The sequence below is a fragment of the Dyella psychrodurans genome (assembly GCF_003363265.1).
GTDB classification, from domain to species: Bacteria; Pseudomonadota; Gammaproteobacteria; order Xanthomonadales; family Rhodanobacteraceae; genus Dyella_B; species Dyella_B psychrodurans.
In genome coordinates this window covers 1,100,973-1,118,625 of the sequence record NZ_QRBF01000001.1, presented here as the reverse complement: position 1 = coordinate 1,118,625, position 17,653 = coordinate 1,100,973, and the positions used below count along the sequence as shown (strand labels likewise).

15 protein-coding genes are annotated in these 17,653 nt (G+C 61.7%); 9 read left to right on the top strand and 6 right to left on the bottom strand.

From position 1 onward, the window contains the following. Positions 1-96 precede the first annotated feature (96 nt). Genes DWU99_RS05315 through DWU99_RS05305 form a run of 3 tightly spaced genes read left to right on the top strand, consistent with a single transcriptional unit; the run spans position 97 to position 1,865 of the window. On the top strand, positions 97-462 hold the full coding sequence (locus tag DWU99_RS05315; protein ID WP_115476918.1) for a PadR family transcriptional regulator: 366 nt from the start codon (positions 97-99) through the stop codon (positions 460-462). Next, entirely contained in the window at positions 459-1,391 is a 933-nt protein-coding gene (locus DWU99_RS05310; protein WP_115476917.1) for a sensor domain-containing protein, read from the top strand. The genes DWU99_RS05315 and DWU99_RS05310 overlap by 4 nt, the downstream gene beginning before the upstream one ends. A 6-nt stretch (positions 1,392-1,397) precedes the next feature. Beyond that, positions 1,398-1,865, top strand: a complete 468-nt coding sequence (locus DWU99_RS05305) for a DUF1579 family protein (protein ID WP_115476916.1) — start codon at positions 1,398-1,400, stop codon at positions 1,863-1,865. Positions 1,866-1,872: 7 nt separating this feature from the next. Here the strand turns inward: DWU99_RS05305 and DWU99_RS05300 are convergent, their stop codons facing one another. The 3 genes from DWU99_RS05300 to DWU99_RS05290 all read right to left on the bottom strand — a co-directional run bounded on the left by DWU99_RS05300 (position 1,873) and on the right by DWU99_RS05290 (position 6,380). After that, on the bottom strand, positions 1,873-3,402 hold the full coding sequence (locus DWU99_RS05300; RefSeq protein WP_115476915.1) for a DUF1800 domain-containing protein: 1,530 nt from the start codon (positions 3,400-3,402) through the stop codon (positions 1,873-1,875). 188 nt (positions 3,403-3,590) lie between these two features. Beyond that, positions 3,591-4,793 (bottom strand): DUF1501 domain-containing protein, encoded by a 1,203-nt coding sequence (locus DWU99_RS05295; protein WP_115476914.1) that lies wholly within the window; start codon positions 4,791-4,793, stop codon positions 3,591-3,593. Between the two features lie 9 nt (positions 4,794-4,802). Further along, complete coding sequence (locus DWU99_RS05290; protein ID WP_115476913.1) at positions 4,803-6,380, bottom strand: DUF1800 domain-containing protein; 1,578 nt, start codon at positions 6,378-6,380, stop codon at positions 4,803-4,805. Between the two features lie 161 nt (positions 6,381-6,541). On the opposite strand from DWU99_RS05290, the gene DWU99_RS05285 reads away from it, so the two are divergent. Beyond that, on the top strand, positions 6,542-7,159 hold the full coding sequence (locus DWU99_RS05285; protein ID WP_115476912.1) for a class I SAM-dependent DNA methyltransferase: 618 nt from the start codon (positions 6,542-6,544) through the stop codon (positions 7,157-7,159). A 12-nt stretch (positions 7,160-7,171) separates the two neighbouring features. Here the strand turns inward: DWU99_RS05285 and agaR are convergent, their stop codons facing one another. From agaR to DWU99_RS05270, 3 genes are all read right to left on the bottom strand, one after another. Then, positions 7,172-7,978 carry a transcriptional repressor AgaR gene (gene agaR / locus DWU99_RS05280; RefSeq protein WP_115476911.1) on the bottom strand — a complete coding sequence of 269 codons (807 nt, stop codon included), beginning with the start codon at positions 7,976-7,978 and terminating at the stop codon, positions 7,172-7,174. Next, positions 7,971-9,242, bottom strand: coding sequence for an amidohydrolase family protein (locus tag DWU99_RS05275; protein ID WP_115476910.1), 1,272 nt, complete (start codon positions 9,240-9,242; stop codon positions 7,971-7,973). The genes agaR and DWU99_RS05275 overlap by 8 nt, the downstream gene beginning before the upstream one ends. Positions 9,243-9,452: 210 nt before the next feature. Then, the gene (locus DWU99_RS05270) at positions 9,453-10,370 is read right to left on the bottom strand and encodes a class I fructose-bisphosphate aldolase (protein ID WP_115476909.1); all 918 of its coding nucleotides are present in this window, start codon (positions 10,368-10,370) and stop codon (positions 9,453-9,455) included. A 56-nt stretch (positions 10,371-10,426) separates the two neighbouring features. Between DWU99_RS05270 and DWU99_RS05265 the strand changes: the two genes are divergently transcribed. The 5 genes from DWU99_RS05265 (at position 10,427) to DWU99_RS05245 (ending at position 17,620) form a co-directional block, all read left to right on the top strand. Next, positions 10,427-11,629: an AgaS family sugar isomerase gene (locus DWU99_RS05265; RefSeq protein WP_233510878.1), complete on the top strand. Its 1,203-nt coding sequence runs from the start codon at positions 10,427-10,429 to the stop codon at positions 11,627-11,629. Next, the gene (locus DWU99_RS05260) at positions 11,626-12,567 is read left to right on the top strand and encodes a carbohydrate kinase family protein (protein ID WP_115476908.1); all 942 of its coding nucleotides are present in this window, start codon (positions 11,626-11,628) and stop codon (positions 12,565-12,567) included. Before DWU99_RS05265 ends, DWU99_RS05260 begins: the two co-directional genes overlap by 4 nt. Then, positions 12,564-13,493, top strand: a complete 930-nt coding sequence (locus DWU99_RS05255; protein WP_115476907.1) for a 1-phosphofructokinase family hexose kinase — start codon at positions 12,564-12,566, stop codon at positions 13,491-13,493. The genes DWU99_RS05260 and DWU99_RS05255 overlap by 4 nt, the downstream gene beginning before the upstream one ends. Before the next feature lie 118 nt (positions 13,494-13,611). After that, positions 13,612-15,606, top strand: a complete 1,995-nt coding sequence (locus DWU99_RS05250) for an alpha-galactosidase (protein ID WP_233510877.1) — start codon at positions 13,612-13,614, stop codon at positions 15,604-15,606. A gap of 142 nt (positions 15,607-15,748) precedes the next feature. Continuing rightward, the gene (locus DWU99_RS05245; protein ID WP_115476906.1) at positions 15,749-17,620 is read left to right on the top strand and encodes a beta-galactosidase; all 1,872 of its coding nucleotides are present in this window, start codon (positions 15,749-15,751) and stop codon (positions 17,618-17,620) included. The last annotated feature ends 33 nt before the right edge of the window (positions 17,621-17,653 follow it).

The window sequence follows — 17,653 nt, the reverse complement described above, 5'->3', positions numbered from 1 at the left end:
ACACCTGGGCCGTGCCAGCCATGACTTCAGGCCCATGCACTAGTATTTACTTCACACTACAGTGCACTCCAACATAAGCGGAAGAGCGGGTCAGCCGTGGACGATAGCGCGGGCCAACTCAAGAAGTTTCAGAAAGAGCTTTCGACCGGCACGGTTTCCCTGGTGCTGCTGGCCGTGCTTGGGCAGTCGCGGCAGCCGTTGTACGGCTACCAGATTGCCAAGCGGCTGGAGGAGCTTGGGGAAGGGGCGCTGGCCGGCAAGCAGAGTGCGTTGTATCCGGTGCTGCGAAATCTCGAAGCCAACGGATTGCTGGGTAGCGAGGTGGAGCCGTCGGTGAGCGGACCGCCGCGCCGCTATTACCGGATCACGAAGTTTGGACGTGAAGTACTGCGTGAGTGGATCGCAGCGTGGGAGGCCACACGCGATTCGGTCGACATGGTTTTGCAAGGAGAGTTGCGATGACAGACACACCGCGAACGATTACGGAATATCTGGATCAGCTGCGGGCGGCTCTGCGCGGCGCCGATCCTGCACTGATCCAGGATGCGTTGTACGACGCGGAGGAACATCTGCGTGCCGAGCTGGCCGAACAGCCGGGCCGTAGCGAAGCCGACATGCTCGCCAAAGTAGTGGGCAGCTATGGCGCTCCGGAAGAAGTCGCGGCCATTTATCGCGATCAGGAGATCAAGATCCAGCGCGCGCTGCGTCCGCCATTGCCGCGGAAGCATCGTTCCGCCTTCGGGCGCTTCTTCGGTGTTGGTGCGGATCCGCGAACCTACGGTGCCTTGTTTTACATGGTGCTGGCGTTGGCGACCGGCATCTTCTATTTCACCTGGGCGGTTACGGGCATTTCGCTGTCTTTTGGATTGGCGGTGCTGATTATCGGCATCCCGTTCATCGTGCTGTTTTTTGGCTCGGTGCGGGTGCTATCGCTGGTGGAAGGGCGCATCGTGGAAACCATGCTTGGCGTGCGCATGCCGCGCAGGCCGTCGTTTTCCACGCACGGGATGTCGTTCTGGAAGCGCATCGGTACGATGTTCAGCGATCCGCGCACATGGGGCACGTTGTTCTACATGCTGATGATGCTGCCGCTGGGCATCGTTTATTTCACCCTCACCATCACGATGTTGAGCATCTCGATCGGTTTTGCGGCTGCGCCGATCGTGAAGCTGGCAGCGGAAACTTACCATTTCGACTACAACAACACGTGCGACGCCTCGGTCTGGATCTGCAACTCCGTGAATTGGCTCAACGGGTGGCCGGGTGCTTTCTTCGTGTGTGCCCTGGGTGTGGTGCTGCTGTTTGTGACCTTGCACATGGTGCGCGCTCTCGGCTATCTGCACGGACAGATTGCAAGGCACTTGTTGGTTGCCGACGCCACGAAGGAGTAGTGGCCCATGACGTCTCTGGAAGGAAACGATGTGCTCGCCGCGCTGGCCGGCGATTGGGCGGGCGACGAACTGATCGCCACCACGCGGTGGGGACAAGGTGGCGCGGCGACCGCACGCGTCAATGCCCATTTCGATCTGTGCGGGAAGGTGCTGTTGCAGGATTATCGCGAGGAACGCGATGGTGCTTCATCGTTGCAAGCGCATGCGGTGTTCATGGCGGGTCCTGAGCCTGGCGAATATGCGCTGTATTGGTTCGACAGTTACGGTTACGCGCCGGCGCAGCCGGCGCTTGGCCATTGGGACGGAAACCGGTTGGTGTTCCTTCGAACTTCGTCACGAGGGCAGACCAGGCATACCTACGACGTTCCCGGCGATGGAAGTTATCGCCTGAGGCTGGAAAGCTCCTTCGATGGCGGAGTGAACTGGGAGCAGGTGATGCGCGGCGAATATCGTCGCGTGGATCACGTCGGTTGAAATCTGCTCAGCGGTAATTGAGATCCGGCGACGACAACAGGAAGGTGTTCCATTCCTGTTGCGAGGTTGCCTTGACCAGCGCGTCGTGTGTCGCTTGCGACAAGGTGGGCTCGATGGCGTCGTAATACAGGCGCGTTGTCAGCATCGGAAAGCCCGCGCCGCGCGCTGTGCTGCCCAAGGGCGTGAACAGCTGGTTGTTGCCGGTGCCAATGGCTCGCGCAATATCGAAGCGTTTGGCCATCTGCCCGGAGCTGGACCAGCTTTCATTGTCGAGCGGCCAGCCGTCGGGCGTGATGCGGCCAAACAGCGGCTCGTCGAGCTGGTTGAGCCAGCCCACCAGCGGTTGCGCATTGGCGATAGGCGTGCCGTCGTAAGCCAGGCGTACCGACGACACCACGAATTGCATGGGGTCCTTGAACTTCTTTCCCGAGCCGGCAAGCAATTCGCGCGACTCGAACATCGTGCGAACGACCTGCGCGATATCGCCGTCCGTGCGACGGAAGGTGGCGGCCATCTTCGCGACCAGCGCAGGCGGTGGATTGTCGGAAACAAAATACTCCGCCAATTTCCGCGAGACGAATTGAGCGCAGGCGGGTTGGCGCACAATCAGGTCAACGGCTTGTCTGACTTCGTCAAAACCGCTGCCCGTAATCGTTTTGCCGAGCAATACCTTGTCGCCGAAGTCGTGCCGTTGCGGATTGAATTCGAACAGTCCGTTGCGAACGACCAGCGGCGCCATTTTCGGGCCGAACTTTTCCGGTTGGCCGTTGACGGGTGCGATGCCGACCCCCGTCAAGATCAGGGCAAGTTGTTGAACGTCCTGCTGCGTGTAGCCCGAGTTGACGCCAAGCGTATGCAGTTCCATCAGTTCACGGGCGTAATTTTCGTTGACATGCCCCTTGGCGTTTTGTGCATTGTCGAGATACTCAAGCATGGCCGGGCTCTGCAGCGTGGCCATGACCAAATCGCGGAATTTGCCGAGCGCATGCGGACGGATCACGTTTTCTTCATAGTCGGCCAGTTCCCATCGCACACGCCCCTTGGGCGCATAGACGCTGAAGTGGTTCAGCCAGAACCAGACCAGTTGTTCCTTCAGTTGATTGGGGCCGTAAATCGCGTGCAGCAGCTCGGCCTGTTGCGCTTCCAGCCCGATCTGATTCCCGTGCGCTTGCAGCGCCTTGTTGACGGCCGCTTTTTCAGGGCCGTCGGGCATGGCTTTGATTTGCTGCTGTTGCTGTTGTATCGACGTGAGCAGTTGTTCCAGCGGCGTGGAGAACGATTCGTAGGACGCCAGTTGCGCGGTGATGGCGGGTGGAAGCGTATCGCCGAGGCTATCGTCGAGTTGTTTCTCCAATAACGCCTTGCGGCCGAGCGCGCGATATCTCGTCACGGTTGCCGTATCCAGTCCGAAGCCGTCGCGCCTTAACCATGCAGCGTCTTCCTGGCTGAAGCTGGTTTTGCCGGATGCCCTGCTTACTGCTGGGGTCATCAGCAAGGCTAACGTCAACGACAGCGCAGTCACGGCGAATGGACGCATACGATGGATTCCACGGCGGGTCGGTGGTCGGGTGCGCAGGGCTTGAACAGGTTTGGTTTTGATTAGAGCAGGTTCGTTCGAGCGAGGGCAAACGAAGCGACAGGCATGGCGCTGAAACATCGCTTCACTCCGATCCGAGAATGTTCGGAATCGCGTCGCGCACGGTCAAAAGGTAATCGCTGTGCTTGTCAGACCAGTTGCAGATCGCGCGGTCGCGCCTGTGGGAACACAGTCTGCAGTTGATCGCCGCGCAAGCCCCAGACACGAGCCAGCAGGCCGCTGTACACATCGCGGTAATTGTTCAGCACCTTGTAGTCACGGTTCTGCAACAGGTTCTGCTGGTTGACCGCGACTTGTTCGCCGGCGATGCGGCCGCCGTTGACTTTGCCGCCCAATACCCAGTGCACGGTGCCGTGCCCGTGGTCGGTGCCGCGGTCGCCGTTTTCGCGGAACGTGCGGCCGAATTCGGATACGACGACAACGGTCGTGTTGTTCCATTCGTTGCCGAGCGCCGCCGCATAAGCGGCGAGACCCTCGCCGAGATTGCGCAAGTTGTTGGCAAGGCCACCCGTGACATTGCCCTGGTTGACGTGCGTGTCCCAGCCTCCGACGTCGACAAAGCCGAGTCGATATTGATCGCGCATCAAGGTGGCGATGCGCTGCGTTTCCTGCGCGAAGCCCGACGCGTTCGGCGCGCCGCGGCTGGCGGCCACCATCTCGTTCTGCAGATCCATCGACACGGTGGAGCGAAGGCTGAGACCGTCCGCGGCCGCGGACGCCAGCGATGTGTTCTTGTACATGCCTGCGAGAATCGCGGACTGGCGTTCGTCGAAGTGCGCCTTGGTGTCGCCCTTGAGCGAGATGTTGGGGACGTCCTTGCCGGCCCCCTGGAAGCTGAGCGGCAGGCTGTTGGTGAACGCGATGGCGGGCACGCCGGTGAGCAGGCCGGACAGGCGTGCAAGGAAGCCCGAACGATAGTTGCTGCCCTGATCGGATGGATCGCCGCGCTCGATGTTGTCCTGCGTTTCAAAGTGACTGCGGGAGAGATCGTCCGTGCCGGCGAACGGAATGAATGCGATCTGCTTTTTCTGCCACAGCGGGTAGATCGAGTCGCGCAGCACCGGATTCATGCCCCAATTGGCGTCGAGCGGTATCGTCGTATTGGGATTGTTGGCATCGGGCTTGGCGATGGCGATGGTCGGGCGCGACTCGTAATAGAAGTCGCTGCTGTAGGGCACCAGGAAGTTGTTGCAGTCGTAGCCGCCGCGCAGGAACACGAACAGGAACCGCGGTGAGTTTGCTGGTGCGGCAAAGAGTCGACCTGAGAATGAGAGCGCAGGTGCTGCCACGGCGGAGGTGGCGGCGGCTAGAAGAAATTCGCGGCGGTTCATGAGATCACCTCAGCGATAGTTGAAATCGGGCGAAGACAGCAGAAAGGTATTCCATTCCACTTGCGAGGTGGCTTTGCCGAGCGCATCGCGCGTGGCGTCCGACAAGGTCGGTTCGATCGTCTGTTGGAACAACGCGGAGTTGAGCATGGGCGGATCGGCACGCGTGACTTGACCGTCGCCGTCGGCGAACAATCGATTGCGTCCGCTGCCGATGGCGCGGGCGACGTCGAAGCGTTTGGCCATCTGTCCCGAGCTGGACCAGCTTGTGCTGTCCAATGCCCAGCCGTCCGGCGTGATATGGCCGTACACCAGTTCGGTCATCTGATTGAGCCAGTTCACCAAGGGATCGGCGTCGGTGATGGGCTTGCCGTCGTAGGAAAGGCGCATGGCGGAAACAAGGAATTGAGTGGGGTCCTTGAACTTCTTGCCATTGCCGACCGTGATGTATTTCGACAGGAACATGGTGCGCAGCACCGCAGCGATATCGCCGTCGGTGCGCTGGAACGTTTTAGCCATCGCATCGACCAGCGCCGGGGGCGGATCGTCCGAGACGAAGTACTGTGCGATCTGGCGCGATACGAATGTTGCGCAGGCCGGTTGTTGCACGATCAGATTTACGGCTTGCGCGATCTCGTCGAACCCGCTGCCCTTGATGTCGTGCCCAAGGAACTGCTTGTCGGAAAAATCGTGCCGTCCGGGCAGAAACACGAACAGGCCGTTGCGTATCACGCCCGGTCGTTGATTGAGGAAGCTTCCATCGATGCCGTCGACCACGTTGGGGCCGCGCTGCGGAATCACGCCCGCACCGGTGAGGATCAAGGAGAGCTGCTGAACATCCTGTTGCGTGTAACCGGAATTGACGCCGAGCGTGTGCAATTCCATCAGCTCGCGCGCGTAGTTTTCGTTGGTTTTGCCGCGCACGTTATGAGCGTTGTCCAGGTACAGCTGCATGGCCGGGCTTTCCAGCGTGGCCATGACGAGATCCTTGAACTTGCCGAGCGCATGCGGACGGATCACATTTTCCTCGTAATCCGTGGTGAACAGTCCCACGCCGCCTTTGGGCGCGTAGACGCTGAAGTGGTTGAGCCAGAACCACACCATCTGCTCCTTCAGCTGATTCCGGCCGTAGATGGCGCGCAGCAATTCGACTTCGGCGCTCTGCTTATAGAGGTCGCGTCGATATTTCTGGAAGTCTTTCTTCGCCATCTCCTTGGCGTTCGCGTCGGCGGCGTCGACATCTTTCACTTTTTGCTGCTCATCGCGGTAATCCGCGACGAGTTTGGCCGGCGAGGTGTTGAAGACTTCGTAGCTGTTGATCAGCGGGGCGACAGCCGGTGGCAGCGGGTCGTCGCCGCCTGCCAGCTGTTCGTCGAGAAAGCGTGTACGGCCCAGTTCCTGGTAGCGCTGGATAGTCGCGGTATCCAGGCCGAAGCCGTCGCGGCGCAGCCAGGCAATGTCATCGGCGGTCAGCGGTTTGCCGCCTTGGGCCTGGGCCAGCATGGGGCAGGCGAGCGGTGCGGCGAGCAGCAGAAGCCCCAGCCATCGGGCGGGTCGCCTGCGCTTGTGCTGGTTTCCATCTGCTTGCATGACGAGGTTCCCCTGTTGTGTGTCTTACCGCCTCAACGTCCGGATGTGCAAGACGCTGACGCGGGCACCTCTGCAAAACGCAAATATTCCGCTGTGATTCACAAAATTACGGCCGGAGAGTTAAGACACGGTTACCATGCAGGGTCCGGTGGAGCCCAAGCATGCGCAAAACTTACGACCAGGCCTATTTCGACAAGTGGTACCGCGACCCCAAGCACGCCGTGACATCGGCGGCGGTGTTGAAACGCAAGGTGGCCATGGTGGTGGCGCAGGCGGAGTATTACCTGGGGCGGCCGATTCGCAGCGTGCTCGACGTCGGCTGTGGCGAAGGCGTGTGGCGTGCGCCGCTTCGCGCGTTACGGCCGGATGTCCACTATCGCGGCCTGGACGCCAGCGAATATGTGGTGCGCCGTTTCGGTCGCAGCCGCAATATCGGCCTGGCGCGTTTCAACCAACTGGCGGAGCTTCGCTTCGATACGCGTTTCGATCTGATCGTCTGCACCGATGTGTTGCATTACCTGCGCCCGGCGGAAATACGCGCGGGGCTTATCGGCATCGGCGAAATGCTGGAAGGCGTGGCGTTTCTCGAAGTGTTCACCCGTCGCGACGACGTGGACGGCGATCACCAGGATCTGTATCTGCGTTCACCGTCCTGGTACCTGCAAGCATTCCGCGAAGTGGGGCTGCTGCCATGCGGATCGCATTGTTACCTGGGGCCGCGACTGGAGCGGCACATCGCTGCGCTGGAGCGTGCGCAGCTTTACAAAGGTGATAAGTAGGCCGCGCTTTAGCTAGACGAGCATCACCGTGACGCCGGCTTCTTGCAGCGCTTCGACCATGTCAGGCGCTGCACTGCTGTCGGTAATCACCGTGTTGAGCGTTTGCACGGGCGTGATGACCGAGAGGCTGCGCTGGCCGAGCTTGCTGGCGTCGAACACCGCGACGGTTTCGCGCGATACGCGAATCATCAGCGCATTGAGCGACGCTTCCAGCGGATCGGGTGTCGTGACGCCCACGACCGGATCGAGACCGTCGACGCCGAGGAACAGGCGATCGGCGGAAATGCGCGACAAGGCTTGTTCCGCATCGGGTCCCACCAGCGAATACGATGTTTGACGCAGCATGCCGCCGAGCATCATCACGCGCACATGCGGCAGGCCGGACAATTCGAGCGCGATATTGAGCGCATTGGTCACCACCGTCAGCGATTCGAATTTCATCTGGCGGATCTGACGGGCGATCTCCACCGTGGTGGAGCCGGAGTCGAGGATGATCGTTTCGCCGTCGCGGATCATCTTGGCGGCGGCCTGCCCGATGCGCACTTTCTGCGGATGCGAGCGCGTCTCCTTGATGTTCAGCGGGATGTCGGTGGCCGTGGCCTGCGTGACCGGCAGCGCACCACCATGCGAGCGCGCGATGATGGCGTTGCGCGCCAGCGTTTCCAGATCGTTGCGGATGGTGACCGAGGATGTACCGAAACGCGCAGCCAGCTCTTCGACCGTGGCGCGGCCGTTGCTCTCGACGTATTCGACGATCAGGCGTCGACGCTCCTCGACCAGTAGGCGCTGGGAGGGGACGGAGGCGCGGGGTTCATTCATATCGGATGCTTAGCAGTCTGGCGGCGTTGTCATGGTATATCTTGCGCAGAATACTGTCTGTCAGACCCAGGCCGTAGATGGACCACCGCCCCTGGGGAGGCGTTTCGGCCGGGGCATAGTCGAAGTATTCGTCCTCGGTTTCGAGGAAGCGGTAGTAGATCTCGTAGAGCTCGTCGCCGAACAGCTGCTGGGGCACATCGTCGCCATAGGGCGAGGGCACTGCGTCGGTGCCGAACAGGATGCGGTCCTGGTAGCGGTCGAAAAAGCGCTTGGCCGTGCGCGGCTGGCGCCCCAGTTCGCCGATGCGGGCGCTGATATCCACCAGGGTATTGGGGAAGCGGTCCAGGGTATCGGCCACCGCGTCGAGGTTTTCCGCCCAGTTGCCCACATGCATGAGCGCGAAGGTGGTCTTGGGGTGGCGAGCGATCAGGCGATCGCGCGCGGCCAGGATCTCCTCGTTGCTGGGAAACTCGGGGCCGTAGAACGACCAGTCGGGGTGCTTGGCCAGTTCCTCGTAGCGCTCGTTGTATGCGTCGGTGGGCAGGAAAAACGCCTCCGGATCGGATACGTGCAGGAAGACCGGCATGTTGTACGCGGCGCAGGCCTCCCACATCGGATCGAAGCGCTTGTCGTCCACGGCCACCAGCGGGCCGGCATCGATGTGCTCGCGCAAATACAGGCCCAGCGTCTTCAGCAGCTTCAAGCCGCGTGCGCCAACCCGATGGGCGTGCGCCATCGCATCGGCCTGCAACTGCGGATAGTTCGGTTCGGGAAAATGTTCGTACGAGGGCTCGGTGAGCGTGATGAAGCGCCCCGGCGCCGCCTGGTCGAACATGCGTATCGTCTGTTCAAGACCGGCACCGACGCCGCCCGTGAGATTGACCAGCGTGCGGACGCCCTTGCGATCCATCACCGGCAGCAGGTCTTCGGGCTTGGCGAACACGGTGATTTCTTCACCTACCGACACGCCGTTGCGGACCCTGCTCGACCAGGTGAGATGCGTATGCGCGTCGATCACTGGAAATCGCGGACGCTCGATGCGCGTCTTCGGAACGCGCAGCATGCTGCGCGGCTTGAAGTCCTTGAGAGGCAGATCGGATTTGCTTCGATCCGGCGCCGTCTGCAGCGGATTCTTGCCGCTGCCGGCCTGGATGGTGCCCGCGCCGGCAGGCGGCGCGCAGCAGAAGCAGCCGGCGCGAGTCTGCTGACGGAACGACCAGGGCTCGTGCCGGGTAGTTTGCGGTTTGCGTTTGCTGTGCGTCATCGCTTGGTGTTTTCCTCTTCACCTTGGCAACAAGGTAAAGGATCGGAACGAGGGCAGGGCCTGCGATAGTGTCGATCCAGGCGCGCCGCGATTGAAGCGCTGCATCGTGCACCAACGCCCTGGCCCTCTCCCCGGCGGGGGCTTGGGGGTGGCCCGCCGGGGAGAGGGAGTGGCGCCGCGCCGATGCAACTACAGTAAGGGGGCTGTAGTTCAGCGCGGATACTTGGCCATGATCTGATGCACTTGCTGCACCAGCGCGATGGCCTGGTCGAGCGGTCGCAGCCACATGTTGCGGCCGAACATCACGCCGTTCGCGCCCGAAGCCATGTAGAACTCGACTTTGCGCAACACCGCTGCGTCGTCGTCGTTCTTCTCGCCGCCGGAGAACAGCACCATCGTGCGTCCCGCCGAGCGCACGACGCGCTGGGTGCGGGCGGAAGCGTCTTCCTGCAGCTGGTTGTAGGGTGCCGGGACGTTGGTGCGGTTGTCGTCCGGCTCATGCAGCTTGACGATGTCGGCACCCAGCTCGAGTGCCACGCGTGCGGCGTAATCCTGGGCGTACAGGCTGCCCTTGCCGCCCTTGGCATCGATGGCTGCGCCACGCGGATACGACCACAACACCAGCGGCATGCCGAAGCGCTCGCAATCCTGGCGCACCTTCTCGAACTGGCGGAATTCATCGTGCTGGCGCGGCGAGCCGACATACATGGTGTAGCCGACGGCATCGGCGCCGAGGCGCACGGCATCTTCGACGGATGCGAACAGGGGCGAGGTGGCCTCGGCGTCGCTGGGAATGTTGGTCTTGCCGTTGAGCTTGAGAATCAGCGGAACCTGTCCGCACCATTCGCCCATGTATTTTTCGGCCAGCCCGACACCCAATGCGATCGCGGAGAAATTACCCTCCACGGCGAGCCGGAACTGATACTCCGGATCGATGGCCGGAGGGTTGGGAAAGAAGTCGGTCGGGCCGTGCTCCAGGCCCTGGTCCAGCGGCAATACCAGCAGACTGCCGTTGCGCGGGCCGTGTCCGTACATCAAGCGCCACAGGCGGGTACGTTTGCCGTGGGACAGGGAGAGGCGCGAAAACTTTTCGGAAGCTTTCGAAAGGTGTTGTAAGTGATCTTTCATTTCGAATACTCTGAGAGCGTCATCGGATGGTTTCACATTCGTTCGAATTGAGCAAAATGTCAATACTTCATAAGAAAACGAAAGACGAATCGATGCTGGATGCACTCAAGGGGCAGCCGGCCGAAGTACAACAGGATGCGGGTTATGCCGACACCTTGCAGGAAATCTTGCAGCAACCGGCCACCTGGCAGGGCACTTTCGATTTGTTGCGCGGCGCGGCGGCGCGGCAGCGGCTGGCGAAAGCCCTCGGCTCCCAGCCCGGCCACGTGGTGCTGACCGGGTCGGGCAGCTCGATGTACATCGGTGAAACCCTGGCGCCCTTGTTGCAGTCGGGCCTCGGAGTGCCGGTTCAGGCGATTGCCGCCGGCACCTTGCTCACGCATGGGTCCAGCGTACTGCCGCCGGGGCCGGGTTTGCTGGTGTCGCTCGCCCGTTCCGGCGACAGCCCGGAAAGTGCCGGCGTGGTGAGCGCCTTGCTGGCGCACGCGCCGGCGTGGCGGCATCTGGTGATCACCTGCAATGCCAACGGCAAGCTGGCCACGCTTTATCGCGACGACCCGCGCGTCACCGTGCTGGTGCTCGATGAGCGCACCAACGATCGCAGCCTGGTCATGACCAGCAGTTTCACCAATCTGTTGTTGGGCGGTATGGGATTGCTCAACGACACGCGCGCGGCGTTGACGGCAAACGATGTAACTCGTGCCGCATCCGGCGTACAGCGGATTTTCGATACGCAATCCGACGCGCTGGCCTCGCTGGCGCAGCGCGATATTACGTCGGCGGTTTATCTCGGCAGTGGCGCCGCCTTCGGCGCGGCGCGCGAAGGCGCGCTGAAAATGCTGGAGATGACCGGCGGCAAGGTCGTCACCCTGGCCGAGACGTTCCTCGGGCTGCGTCATGGGCCCATGTCCTTCATCCAGCCTTCGACCGTGATCGTGGCGCTGCTTTCCCCCGATCCTGCGGTACGTCAGTACGAATGCGACGTGCTGCGCGAGCTTTCGCGCAAGCAGCTCGGCATGGCGAAGATCGTGGTCGGCGATGACGTGCCAGCCGACGTGCCTGGTGCCACGGACGTCTGCATCACGCCATCGGTCTCGCGCTCCGATACGGAGATGCCATCGATATTGGCGGGTGTCGTCGTTGCGCAATCGCTGGCCTTTTTCCGTTGCCTGGCACTGGGTGGCCGACCTGACGCACCTTCGCAAGGCGTGCTGACGCGTGTCGTTGAAGACTTCGCCATCCACGGGGTGAGCCAGTGACCTCGCTCGATCGTCCGCCACGCATCCTGGTCGTCGGCGAGATCAACGTCGATTTCGTTTTCAAGGGCTGTCATGCCTTGCCGATGCCGGGCAGAGAAGTGCTGGCCGATGATTTCGTGATGACGCCGGGCAGTTCGTCGATGATCTGCGCCATGGGGCTTGCGCGTCTGGGCAATCGGGTCGCTTTCCATGGGCTGCTTGGCGTGGATGCATCGGGCCAGTTCTGTCTGCAGGCGTTGCGCGAAGCGGGTATCGACGTGGCGACCTTGCATCCCGATAGTGCGTTGCGCACGGGAGTGACGGCTTCCTTGTCGACGCCGCAGGATCGGGCTTTGGTGACCTTCGCCGGTGCCATCGCCGAATTGCGCGCCGAGGATGTCAAGGACGAGTGGCTGGCGGCGGCCGATCATCTGCACGTGTCCTCCTACTATTTGCAAAAGGCATTGCGCCCGGGTTGTCGCGATCTGTTCGCGCGTGCCGCGGCGGCGGGCCTGACCACGTCGCTCGATCCGGGCTTCGATCCCGAGCAGCGATGGGAAGACGATCTCTTCGATGCCTTGCGCGAGGTCGACATCTTTCTGCCGAACGAACAGGAACTGCAGGCCATTACCGGTCGCAGCGATGTGCGCGATGCCTTGGCGTTCCTGCAGAACGGGCGCACCCAGACCATCGTCAAGCGTGGTCGTGAAGGATGCACCACGCTGCACCAGGACCAATGGCTCGATGTGCCGGCCTATGTCGTCGACGCCATCGACAGCACCGGCGCGGGCGACTCCTTCGATGCAGGCTTCCTGCATGCGTGGCTGCGCGACATGCCGTTGCACGATTGCATGCGCTGGGGCAGTGCGTGCGGCAGTCTGTCGACGCGAGGCATCGGTGGTACGACCAGCCAGGCGACGGCAAGCGAAGCGCTTGCGTTGGTGGCAGGCGAGTCATGATCACGGTCGCCGGTTTCAACACTGCGATCGATCGCTTCATCCATCTCGATGCGCTGATTCCAGGCCAGGTTCACCGCGCACGCGGGGAACAGGTGTATCCGGGCGGCAAGGGCGTGCATGTGGCGCAGACCATTGCGGCGCTCGGCGAGCGCGTGCAGCTGGTGGGATTGATCGACGCACCGCATCGCAATCTGATCCAGCGGCGCATGAGCGAACGCGGCGTGCTGTTCCATGGTGTCGAGGTCGCTGGCGAGCTGCGTCATTGCCTGGCCCTGCAGGACGCCGAAGGCACCATCACCGAAGTGCTGGGGCAGGGGCCGTTGCTGGGGCAGGCGGAACACGATGCGTTGTTGCTGAGTTTCCGGCGCAGCGTCGAAGACAGCGAACTGGTGATTCTTTCCGGTAGCGTGCCGCGCGGTTTTGCGACGACCGTGTATGCGGAACTGATCGATCACGTCAAAAGCGCGGGCAAGCGCTGCCTGGTCGATGCCAGCGGCGATGTCATGCGGCATGCGGTCGCTGCGAAGCCTTTTCTCGTCAAACCCAACCGCGACGAAATCAGCGAGTGGATAGGCCGTGCCGTCGAGGATCTTGGCGCGGCCAAAGAGGCTGCTCTCGCGCTTCGCGATCAGGGTATAGCCATGCCCGTGGTGACCTTGGGCGGGATGGGTGCGGTCGCGGCAGACGACAGTGGTGTCTGGCACGCGCGTCTCGAAGCGGCGCAGGTGCGAAACAGCGTCGGCTCGGGCGATTGTTTCCTCGCCGGCATGGCGGTGGCGATGCAACGGCATATGCCGCTGGAACATGCGTTGCGGCTTGGCGTGGCCTGCGGTGTCGCCAACGCGCAGTCGGAAGAAACGGGTTTCGTGGAGCGAAGCAGCGTGGATGCGCTGCTCGCCGCGGTAGAGGTGCGCCGTCTCATGTAATCGAGGAGTGCGTTCCTTTTCGGGCGCCTCCCACCCCCTGCTCAAGAGGTTCTCAATGCTCCATCGGCACCGCTTTTCGCTGGATAAGACGCGTATTCCATCTCGCTCGCGTGTACGCATGAAGAGCCTTGCCCTGGGCATGTTCGGTATCTGGCTGGGAAGTGCCGGCGTGACTTGCGCCAGCGATGCCACGATCGTCGATCCGGGTTCGCCGGTATACGCCGCGCACGATGGACAGGCCAACTTCGGCAATGCTGCCATCGTCGGCAACTGGAATGTCCTGGATGGAAAACTTTCGGGCTTGACCGTCACCGATCGCGATAACCATCAGGTATTGAAAGTGGATGCACTGTTTGTCCTGGATCTGCCGGGCAAACGGACCATCCAGTCAAGCGACATGCATCTGACCGCTGCGCCGGCGATGCACGCGTTGCCGGTGGATGCGCATGCATCGAATCTCGCGGAGCGCTTGCCGGGCAAGGAAATCAGCGCGACGTTCAACGATGCCGATGGGCGTTTTCGTGTTGACTGGCGACTGGTGCAGCGCGACGGTTCGGCCTATTTGCGCGAGATCGTCACGATCACGGCGCTGAAGCAGGACGAGCCGTTGACCAGCGTTTCCTTGCTGCCTTCCACCGCCGATCACGCCGAAGTGGACGGCACGGTGAAAGGTTCGCCGGTGGTTGCGGGCCAGATGTACCTTGGCTTCGAAGACCCGCTCTCCGATAGCAATGCATGGGGGCATATTACGCTGACGATGGCGCGCAGCCTTCCGTTGCGTAAGGGGCAGTCGATCACGTATTCCGCCGTGGCCGGCGTCGTTCGTGCCGGCCAGCTGCGTCGCGATTTTGCGACTTATGTCGAGCGCGAACGCGCGCATCCCTATCGTCCGTTCCTGCACTACAACTCGTGGTACGACATCGGCTATTTCACGCCGTACAACGAAACCCAGGCACTGGACCGCATCAACGCCTTCGGTCAGGAGCTCAGCGTCAAGCGTGGCGTCAAGCTTGATTCCTTCCTGTTCGACGACGGTTGGGACGATCGTTCCGGCAGTTGGCGTTTCAGCAAGGATTTCCCGCATGGCTTTGTTCCGCTGCGCGAAGCAGCAGCCAGGTACGATGCGGCGCCGGGGATGTGGCTGTCGCCGTGGGGCGGTTACAGCAAGCCCAAGGAGGAGCGCGTCAAGAACGGCACGGCGGCCGGTTACGAAATCATCGACGGTGGGCTGGCGCTCTCCGGTCCAAAATATTACCAGCGTTTCCACGATGTGGTGATGGACCTGGTGGACAAGGACGGCATCAACCAGTTCAAGTTCGACGGTACCGGCAATGCCGACAAGGTGTTTCCGGGCAGTCGCTTCGACAGCGACTTTGCGGCGGCCATCGAATTGATCAAGGACATACGCGCTGACAAGCCGGACACCTACATCAATCTCACCACCGGCACGTGGGCTTCGCCGTTCTGGCTGCGCTATGCCGATTCGATCTGGCGCGGTGGCGAAGACGACTGGCATGCAGGCGTAGGCACGGAGCGCGAACAGTGGATCACTTATCGCGACCAGCAGACTTACGAAAACATCGTGGTCCAGGGGCCGCTGTTCCCGATCAACTCGCTGATGCTTCACGGCATCATCTACGCGCAGATGAACAAGCGCCTGAACACTGACCCGGGGCACGACTTCGCCAACGAAGTGCATTCCTACTTCGCCACGGGCACGCAGTTGCAGGAGATGTACATCACGCCCTCGCTGCTGACCAGGCAGGATTGGGATACGTTGGCCGATGCAGCCAAGTGGTCGCGTGCCAATGCCGATGTGCTGCGGGATTCGCACTGGGTCGGCGGCGATCCGGGCCGGCTCGATGTCTACGGTTGGGCGGCGTGGTCGCCGGCCAAGTCGATCATTACCTTGCGCAACCCCGATGCGCATCCGCAGGCCGCGGTGATCGACCTGCAGCGGCAGCTCGAATTGCCTGCCGGTGCGGCCCGTCAATTCAGCGTGCGCGATGCGTGGAACACCGGAGGCGACGTGCCCCGGCATTTGGATGCCGATCATGTGAGCACAGTCACGCTCGCGCCGTTTGAAGTATTGACCCTTGAATTGACGCCTTGATGTACCCTCCGCCGTCCGTTGCATGGTGGACTGCGCAATCGTGGGCGCCGCCATCGTGCTGACTTCACTCCCTCTCCTGCTGCACGTAGGCGAGGGGGTAGGGCATGTCGACGGTTAGGTATGGCGATTGGGTGAGGGTTCCATGCAGCGACGCGACTTTCTTCGATTTGCGCTTTTGACACCGTTGGCAGCAAGCATTCCGCTTGCCTATGGCGAAACCGCCAAGCCATCAGGCACTGAACCGATTCCTGACGGAAAGCCGCATCGTTTCGAACTCAGCCATCAGCACTTTCTGCTCGACGGCACGCCGTTCCAGATTCGCAGCGGCGAAATGCATCCGGCGCGCATCCCCGCCGAATACTGGTTGCACCGCATTCGCATGGCCAAGGCGATGGGGCTCAATACCATCGCCATCTATGTGATGTGGAACTACCTGGAGAGCGAGCCCGGCGTGTTCGACTTCACGACGGAGCGTCGCGATTTCGTTCGCTTCATCAGGCTTTGCCAGCAGGAAGGCATGTGGGTGTATCTGCGCCCCGGTCCTTACGTGTGCGCCGAATGGGATTTGGGCGGGTTGCCGGCGTACCTGCTGCGCGATCCGTCCATTCGCGTGCGCACCAAGGACGACCCGCGCTATATGCAGGCGGTGCAGCGCTACATGGATGCGATCGCGCCAAAGATCGCGCCGTTGATGGCAAACCGTGGCGGTCCCATCCTGATGATGCAGATCGAAAACGAGTACGCCTCGTTCGGTCACGATCTCGACTATCTGTTGCGCCTTCGTACGATGTGGCAGGCGCACGGAATCGAGGGGCCCTTCTCGATTTCCGATGGCTTGGGACAGATCCAGAAACAAAAAACATATGTGCCGGGTGCGGCACTCGGCCTGGATGGCGACACCGACTTCGAGGCCGCGCAGGCGATTGCCGGCGAAGCGCCGGTATGGATGGGCGAGGGTTATCCCGGCTGGCTGACGCATTGGGGCGATCCGGACTTCCAGATCGGCAATTTCACGGCGACCTTGCGCAAGCTTCTGGCCGAAGGGCGTTCGTTCAACATGTACGTCGTGCATGGCGGCACCAATTTCGGGTTCACCGCCGGCGCCAATGCGCGTGACGATTACGCCAATTTCGAACCGGTGATTACCAGCTACGACTACGGTGCGCCGATCAACGAGCGTGGCGAAGCGACGCCTGACTATCGCAGGTTCCGCGCATTGCTTGCCGCGCACGTATCTCATCCCCTTCCCGAGCCACCGCCCCCGCCACCGACCATGGCTTTCACCCAGGTGATCGCGCGTCCCTTTGCGTCGATCTGGGACAACTTGCCGGTGCCTGCGCACACAGTGAAGAAGCCCGACCCGAACGAAATCCTGTTCGCGCAGGATCACGGCATGGTGCTGTATCGCAAGACGCTGCTCCGCGGCGGAATGCTGAACATGGAAGGCCTGCGCGATTACGGCACGGTGTTCAGCGACGGCAAGTATCTCGATTACGTCTCGCGCGTGAACAAGCCCGGCTTGCACGTGCAGCATTACGTGGACATTCCGCAGCCGGCCAATGGCGCGGGCACGACGGTGGATATTCTTGTCGACAGCTTCGGCCACGTGGGTTATGGACAGGCGATGTACGACTTCAAAGGCATCGTCGGCGCGGTGACGCTCGATGGCGAGGAGTTGCATGGCTGGCAGGCGCACAGCTTGCCGATCGACGAAGCCTACGTGGCGGGCCTTCCGCCGATGAATGAGAATTCGACGATTCGGCCCGGCATGTTCTTCAAGGCGATCGTCATGCTAGACAAGCTCGGCGATTGCTATATCGACATGAGCGATTGGGACAAGGGCTACGTGTGGGTGAACGGCAAGCTGCTCGGCCGCTACTGGCGCATCGGGCCGCAGCAGCGCTTGTATTGCCCGGCGTCATGGTTTTCTCGCGGACGCAACGAATTGCTCGTGTTCGACATGCATCGCGTCACGCCGACGGCAATTCGCAGCAGCGATCGTTTGAAGTGGTGAGATTGAGCAACGCCCTTCCCTGCAAACCGGGAA